This window comes from Winogradskyella sp. (assembly GCF_965656915.1).
In the GTDB taxonomy this organism is placed as follows: domain Bacteria; phylum Bacteroidota; class Bacteroidia; order Flavobacteriales; family Flavobacteriaceae; genus Winogradskyella.
In genome coordinates this window covers 1-5,452 of record NZ_CBFHMI010000091.1, presented here as the reverse complement: position 1 = coordinate 5,452, position 5,452 = coordinate 1, and the positions used below count along the sequence as shown (strand labels likewise).

Here is a 5,452-nt window from a genome sequence, read left to right as displayed (position 1 = left end):
CTAAATTTTTTCAAAGTTATCTTATTAAAAACCAATCAATTAACAGCCATTTCAAATTCTATATAGAGTTTGGGATGGTTTTTGTATATCTTTGTTTAACGGCTTTAAAAGTGACCAATATGACGAATTGTGTCTTATTTAAAGAAAACAGTTATAATATAATGAAGAAAATATTACTTATTCTGGTTTTAGCGATTGCAAGCAGTTTAACCATAAATGCGCAATCTACAGAGAAAATTAAAGGTGACAGAAATGTAACCATAAAGCAAACCTATATAGATGATTTTAATACTATAGTGGTTAGTGGTGACTTTTCAATTGAAATAGTATATAACAGTAAACCGTCGGTTGAGATTGAGGCAGATGATAACTTACACGACGTTATACAATTTGAAGTCATAGACGGCACATTAACCTTTGTGGAAACGATGCGAATCACATCAAAAAAGCGCTTAAACATTACCGTGAATTATGGTGATGCGTTGCAACATATAGAAATTAAAAATGATGGCGAGATTAGATCGTTAACATCCATGGAACTTGGAGATGCCTCATTAACAACAGCAGATAATGCAAGAGCCTATTTAAATATTAATGCTAAAAAATTTATGTATAAAAGTTCTGGAAAATCTAAAACACGATTAAATTTAACAGCAGATTCTACTAAAGTTGAACTCAGTGACAACAGCAAATTAGATGCACTAATAAACAGTAAGACTGCTGATTTTGATTTATACTTAAGGTCTGATGCTGTTATTGAAGGTACCTCAACTAATTCAATAATTAGATTAGATAATTCAACCAATTTTAATGGTGGTAAATTTGATGTCAATACGGTTGATGCGACTTTAGACGATAATAGTGACTTAACCATATCTGTAGGTGACAGTATTAACATCAATGCTGCTGGTGATAGTGAAATTTACTTATTTGGTAGTCCTGCAATTACGATAACCAAATTTGAAGATACCGCAAAACTTCAAAAGAAGAAACGATAAACTCACATCTATCTAAATATAAAAAGCCGAAGTAAAATTTACTTCGGCTTTTCTGATTAGTTATTATTTCCTAATTATAAGTCGATGTAGAAACTTCAAAATCAGCTTCTTTTGCTGCTAAATAACGTTCTGCATCTAATGCAGCCATACAACCAGTACCTGCAGCAGTAATAGCTTGTCTGTAGACATGATCTGCTGCGTCTCCACTCACAAACACACCATCCATATTAGTTTTACTTGTTCCTGGTACAGCATTAATAATATAACCTGTTTCGTCAAGCTCTAAATAGTCCTTAAATATATCTGTGTTTGGTTTGTGCCCTATTGCGACAAAGAATCCAGTAGCTGATATCTCAAACTTCTCATTGGTTTGATTATTAAAAACACGAACACCTGTAACAACTTGTCCATCACCCAATACCTCATCAGTTTCAGTATTGTAAAGAATTTCAATATTCTCAGTATTCTTTACACGATTAGCCATAATTTTAGATGCTCTGAACTCATCACGTCTTACCAACATCGTTACTTTTTTACAAAGCTTAGATAGGTAGTGGGCTTCTTCACAAGCACTATCTCCTGCTCCAACGATAACCACCTCTTGATTTCTGTAAAAGAAACCATCGCAAACTGCACAAGCAGAAACTCCGCCTCCTAGCTTCAAATATTTTTGCTCAGACGGTAATCCTAAGTATTTCGCTGAAGCACCAGTTGAAATTATAATTGTAGATGCGTGTATTTCTTTTTCCCCATTTACCCATACCTTATGAATATCTCCCGTAAAATCGACCTTAGTAATCCATCCATGGCGTACATCAGTTCCAAAACGCTCTGCTTGTTTTTGTAATTGGATCATCATTTCTGGTCCCGTGATCCCATCTGGGTAACCTGGGAAATTTTCAACATCATTGGTAGTTGTTAACTGACCACCTGGTTGCTCCCCTTGATATAACACTGGAGCCATATTTGCTCTAGACGCATAAATGGCAGCTGTATATCCTGCAGGTCCAGAACCTATTATTAAACATTTTACTTTTTCTATTGTATCAGACATAAATTGTATTTTATTACTAAACAAAAGTAGCTTTTTTGACTAAATCCTTACAGAGAAGTTATCAACACTAACTATAGAATTATTAATAATATAAATACCATACGAAATTGCATTTAATTTTGTAATTTAAATGGGTGTAACAGCTAAATCAATAGAATCATGAAAAGCAACATCCTAATTTTTTGTCTCACTTTTATGTTTATATCTTCCTGTAAAGAAAGTACAGAGTCAAAATCAGAATTGACTAATCAAGAAGAAGAAACTGAAATTTCAAATGGACTTAAAGGCACATGGGAACTTACAGGCTTCTATAACTACAAAGACAATGAAATTGTTGATTCATTTAAAACATCATCTAATTCGCGGCAACTTAAAATGTATACAGACACAAAAGTAATGTGGTGTAAACATAGGCCAGCTGATTCCTCTGAATGGTTCGGATACGGAACTTACAGTTTTAAAAATGATACTTTAATTGAAGTTCTAGATTTTGGTTCTATGGTTATGGAAGAAGTCATTGCCGAGAAAAAGCAATTTAAATTTGAATTGCAATTACAACCAGATCAATTTCAGCAAATAGAGTTAGACGGAGAGGGTAACAGAATTTATTCCGAAAACTATGTTAGAGTAGAATAAAAAAGCCCAGTAAAACTGAGCTTTTAATCTTTGGTCGGGGTGGCAGGATTCGAACCTGCGACCTCCGCGTCCCAAACGCGGCGCGATAACCGGGCTACGCTACACCCCGAATTTAATTCCCGATTTCGGATTGCAAAGATATAGTTTTTCTTCATAATCCAATAACAATTTTCTAACTTTAAAGACTAATTTTAATTTAGCATTTTTAGGTATGAAATTAAGACTAACTGTTATTGGATTAATTCTTATTAGTATACTCACTTGTGCACAAGATAAGAACCCGTCTAACAAAGAAATTGGCCATGAAATTATTGTTTCTGAATTAACTATACCTTGGGGATTTACGTTTTTACCAGATGATTCCATGTTAATTACTGAAAAAACAGGAGAATTAATTCATTTTAAAAATGGAAATAAAACATATATATCTGGCTTACCGGAAATTTATGTCCGTGGGCAAGGTGGCTTCATGGATATTATTCTACATCCTAATTACAAAAACAATGGATGGATATATTTCTCATATGCATCGACGGAAGGTAAAGGAAATGGTGGCAATACAACTATCGCCAGAGCAAAGTTAAATGATGATACATTGACCAATTTAGAAGTTCTATATAAAGCTAGTCCTAATAGTAGAAGAGGTCAGCATTTTGGATCGAGACTTGTATTTGATAAGGAGGGTTATCTTTATTTTTCAATTGGAGACCGTGGCAATAGAGATGTAAACCCACAAGATATAACAAGAGACTGCGGAAAAGTATATCGATTAAACGATGATGGAACGATACCTGAAGACAATCCTTTTGTTGATGTCCAAAATGCTAAAAGAGCAATTTATTCTTATGGCCATCGCAATCCACAAGGCATGACCCTACACCCTGAAACAAACGAAATTTGGACACATGAGCATGGCCCTAAAGGAGGTGATGAAATTAATATTATAGAAAAAGGTAAAAATTACGGCTGGCCAGTTATCAGCTACGGCATAAATTATAGTGGAACTAAATTCACGGAAATCACCAAAAAAGAAGGCATGGAACAACCTTTGCACTATTGGAATCCTTCAATTGCTCCGAGCGGAATGGCATTTATTAGCAGCGATAAATATGGTGACTGGAAAGGTAACTTGTTAGTAGGATCACTAAAGTTTCAATATTTAGATATGTTTACAATGGAAGGCAAAAAAGTAATGAAGGAGGAACGATTACTAGAAGGTTTAGGACGAGTAAGATCTGTAGAACAAGGACCAGACGGTTATATTTATGTTGGTATTGAAAACTTAGGCATTGTAAAATTAATTAGAAAATAATGAAGAATATAAATATTATAATTATCCTTTTGTTATGTATTTCGTGCAACTCAGAAAAGAACAAAAACAACACTTTTAGTTACTCAAATAAACAACCTCAGATTAGTCAAGATACAAATGCTAGTACCAGCATATCCAGAGGCAAAGCTATATATACCACCATGTGTGTAGTTTGCCATATGACTAATGGAAAAGGCGTGCCCAAAGCATTTCCACCTTTAGCTAATTCAGATTATTTGAAGGAAAATCAAGAAAAAAGTATTATTGGCATTAAAAAAGGTATGTCTGGTAAAATAATTGTCAACGGCATTACCTATAATAGTGTGATGTCTCCACTGGGTTTAACGGATGAAGAAGTTGCTGATGTTATGAACTATATTAATAATAGTTGGGGAAATAATTATGGAGAGATAATTACTTCTGAAGATGTGACAAAAGTCATTAAAAAACAGTAGTATTTGGCTAACTTTGTACTTAACTAATTAATCAAACCTCTATAATGCTAATAATTGGAATTGCTGGTGGAACTGGATGTGGAAAAACAACTGTAGTTAACACCATTCTTAACGAATTACCAGAAGGAGAAGTTGGCGTTATTTCACAAGATTCCTATTACAAGGATACATCACATCTAAGCTACGATGAACGTGTAAAGATTAATTTTGATCACCCACGTTCCATAGATTTTGACTTACTTGTAAGTCATCTTGAAGAACTTAAAAAAGGAAAATCAATAGACCAACCTGTATATTCATTTGTTAAACACAACCGAACAGGTGATACTATTTCTACCAAACCAAGAAAGGTAATGATTGTAGAAGGTATTTTAATCCTCACTAATCCAGAGATTAGAGATTTATTTGATATTAAAATATTTGTTCATGCTGACTCTGATGAACGCTTAATAAGACGCCTAAAAAGAGATATAACTGAACGTGGTCGAGATATTGACGAAGTACTTGCTAGGTATCAGAACACATTAAAACCTATGCATCAACAGTTCATAGAACCAATGAAAGAGTATGCAGACATAATAATACCTAACAATAAATACAACACAGTCGCTGTAGACATCGTTAGAACAATAATTAACGATCGTTTATAATGGCTATATTTAATAATAAATATCTAAAACCCTTTAAAAACATATACCTTCTAGTTCTCATCGTTTTTGTAATATGGATGCTTTTTTTCGATGCGCATTCCTGGTTATTTCATTATGAGTTAAATTCAGATATAGAAGATTTAGAATATCAGAAAGAACACTATAAAAACGAAATGGCAAGAGACAATAAAGCCATCAAAGAGTTAAGTACGGAAGAAGGTATAGAGCGCAATGCTCGCGAGACCTATTACATGAAAAAACCAGACGAAGATATTTATATTATAGAATACGAAGACAGTATACAAAAACAAGAAGAAAATGAGTAAAACCTTATTTAATGATTTTGA

Annotated in this window: 7 protein-coding genes and 1 tRNA gene; 6 read left to right on the top strand and 2 right to left on the bottom strand. The window is 33.6% G+C overall.

The genetic code is table 11. From position 1 onward, the window contains the following. Positions 1 to 998 (top strand): GIN domain-containing protein (locus ACTG3Y_RS13125; protein ID WP_439153374.1); only part of this gene is annotated, 998 nt, incomplete at its 5' end. Between the two features lie 70 nt (positions 999 to 1,068). On the opposite strand, the gene trxB is transcribed toward ACTG3Y_RS13125, so the two are convergent. Next, positions 1,069 to 2,052: a thioredoxin-disulfide reductase gene (gene trxB / locus ACTG3Y_RS13120; protein WP_439153373.1), complete on the bottom strand. Its 984-nt coding sequence runs from the start codon at positions 2,050 to 2,052 to the stop codon at positions 1,069 to 1,071. 159 nt (positions 2,053 to 2,211) lie between these two features. On the opposite strand from trxB, the gene ACTG3Y_RS13115 reads away from it, so the two are divergent. After that, positions 2,212 to 2,688 carry a hypothetical protein gene (locus ACTG3Y_RS13115; RefSeq protein WP_439153372.1) on the top strand — a complete coding sequence of 159 codons (477 nt, stop codon included), beginning with the start codon at positions 2,212 to 2,214 and terminating at the stop codon, positions 2,686 to 2,688. Positions 2,689 to 2,719: 31 nt separating this feature from the next. Here ACTG3Y_RS13115 and ACTG3Y_RS13110 read toward each other — a convergent pair. Next, a tRNA-Pro gene (locus tag ACTG3Y_RS13110) sits at positions 2,720 to 2,797 on the bottom strand. A gap of 102 nt (positions 2,798 to 2,899) precedes the next feature. Here ACTG3Y_RS13110 and ACTG3Y_RS13105 point away from each other — a divergent pair. From ACTG3Y_RS13105 to ACTG3Y_RS13090, 4 genes are read left to right on the top strand one after another with little or no spacing between them, the layout of a single operon-like run. Continuing rightward, complete coding sequence (locus tag ACTG3Y_RS13105) at positions 2,900 to 4,000, top strand: PQQ-dependent sugar dehydrogenase (protein ID WP_439153371.1); 1,101 nt, start codon at positions 2,900 to 2,902, stop codon at positions 3,998 to 4,000. Beyond that, positions 4,000 to 4,455, top strand: a complete 456-nt coding sequence (locus ACTG3Y_RS13100) for a c-type cytochrome (RefSeq protein ID WP_439153370.1) — start codon at positions 4,000 to 4,002, stop codon at positions 4,453 to 4,455. The genes ACTG3Y_RS13105 and ACTG3Y_RS13100 overlap by 1 nt, the downstream gene beginning before the upstream one ends. Positions 4,456 to 4,499: 44 nt before the next feature. Continuing rightward, positions 4,500 to 5,105: a uridine kinase gene (gene udk / locus ACTG3Y_RS13095; protein WP_439153369.1), complete on the top strand. Its 606-nt coding sequence runs from the start codon at positions 4,500 to 4,502 to the stop codon at positions 5,103 to 5,105. Further along, positions 5,105 to 5,431 (top strand): FtsB family cell division protein, encoded by a 327-nt coding sequence (locus ACTG3Y_RS13090; protein ID WP_439153368.1) that lies wholly within the window; start codon positions 5,105 to 5,107, stop codon positions 5,429 to 5,431. The genes udk and ACTG3Y_RS13090 overlap by 1 nt, the downstream gene beginning before the upstream one ends. Positions 5,432 to 5,452 lie beyond the last annotated feature (21 nt).

Coding starts and splice junctions, on each gene's coding strand:
- trxB (WP_439153373.1), bottom strand. CDS start 2,052: ATGTCTGATACAATAGAAAAAGTAAAATGTTTAATAATAGGTTCTGGA.
- ACTG3Y_RS13115 (WP_439153372.1), top strand. CDS start 2,212: ATGAAAAGCAACATCCTAATTTTTTGTCTCACTTTTATGTTTATATCT.
- ACTG3Y_RS13105 (WP_439153371.1), top strand. CDS start 2,900: ATGAAATTAAGACTAACTGTTATTGGATTAATTCTTATTAGTATACTC.
- ACTG3Y_RS13100 (WP_439153370.1), top strand. CDS start 4,000: ATGAAGAATATAAATATTATAATTATCCTTTTGTTATGTATTTCGTGC.
- udk (WP_439153369.1), top strand. CDS start 4,500: ATGCTAATAATTGGAATTGCTGGTGGAACTGGATGTGGAAAAACAACT.
- ACTG3Y_RS13090 (WP_439153368.1), top strand. CDS start 5,105: ATGGCTATATTTAATAATAAATATCTAAAACCCTTTAAAAACATATAC.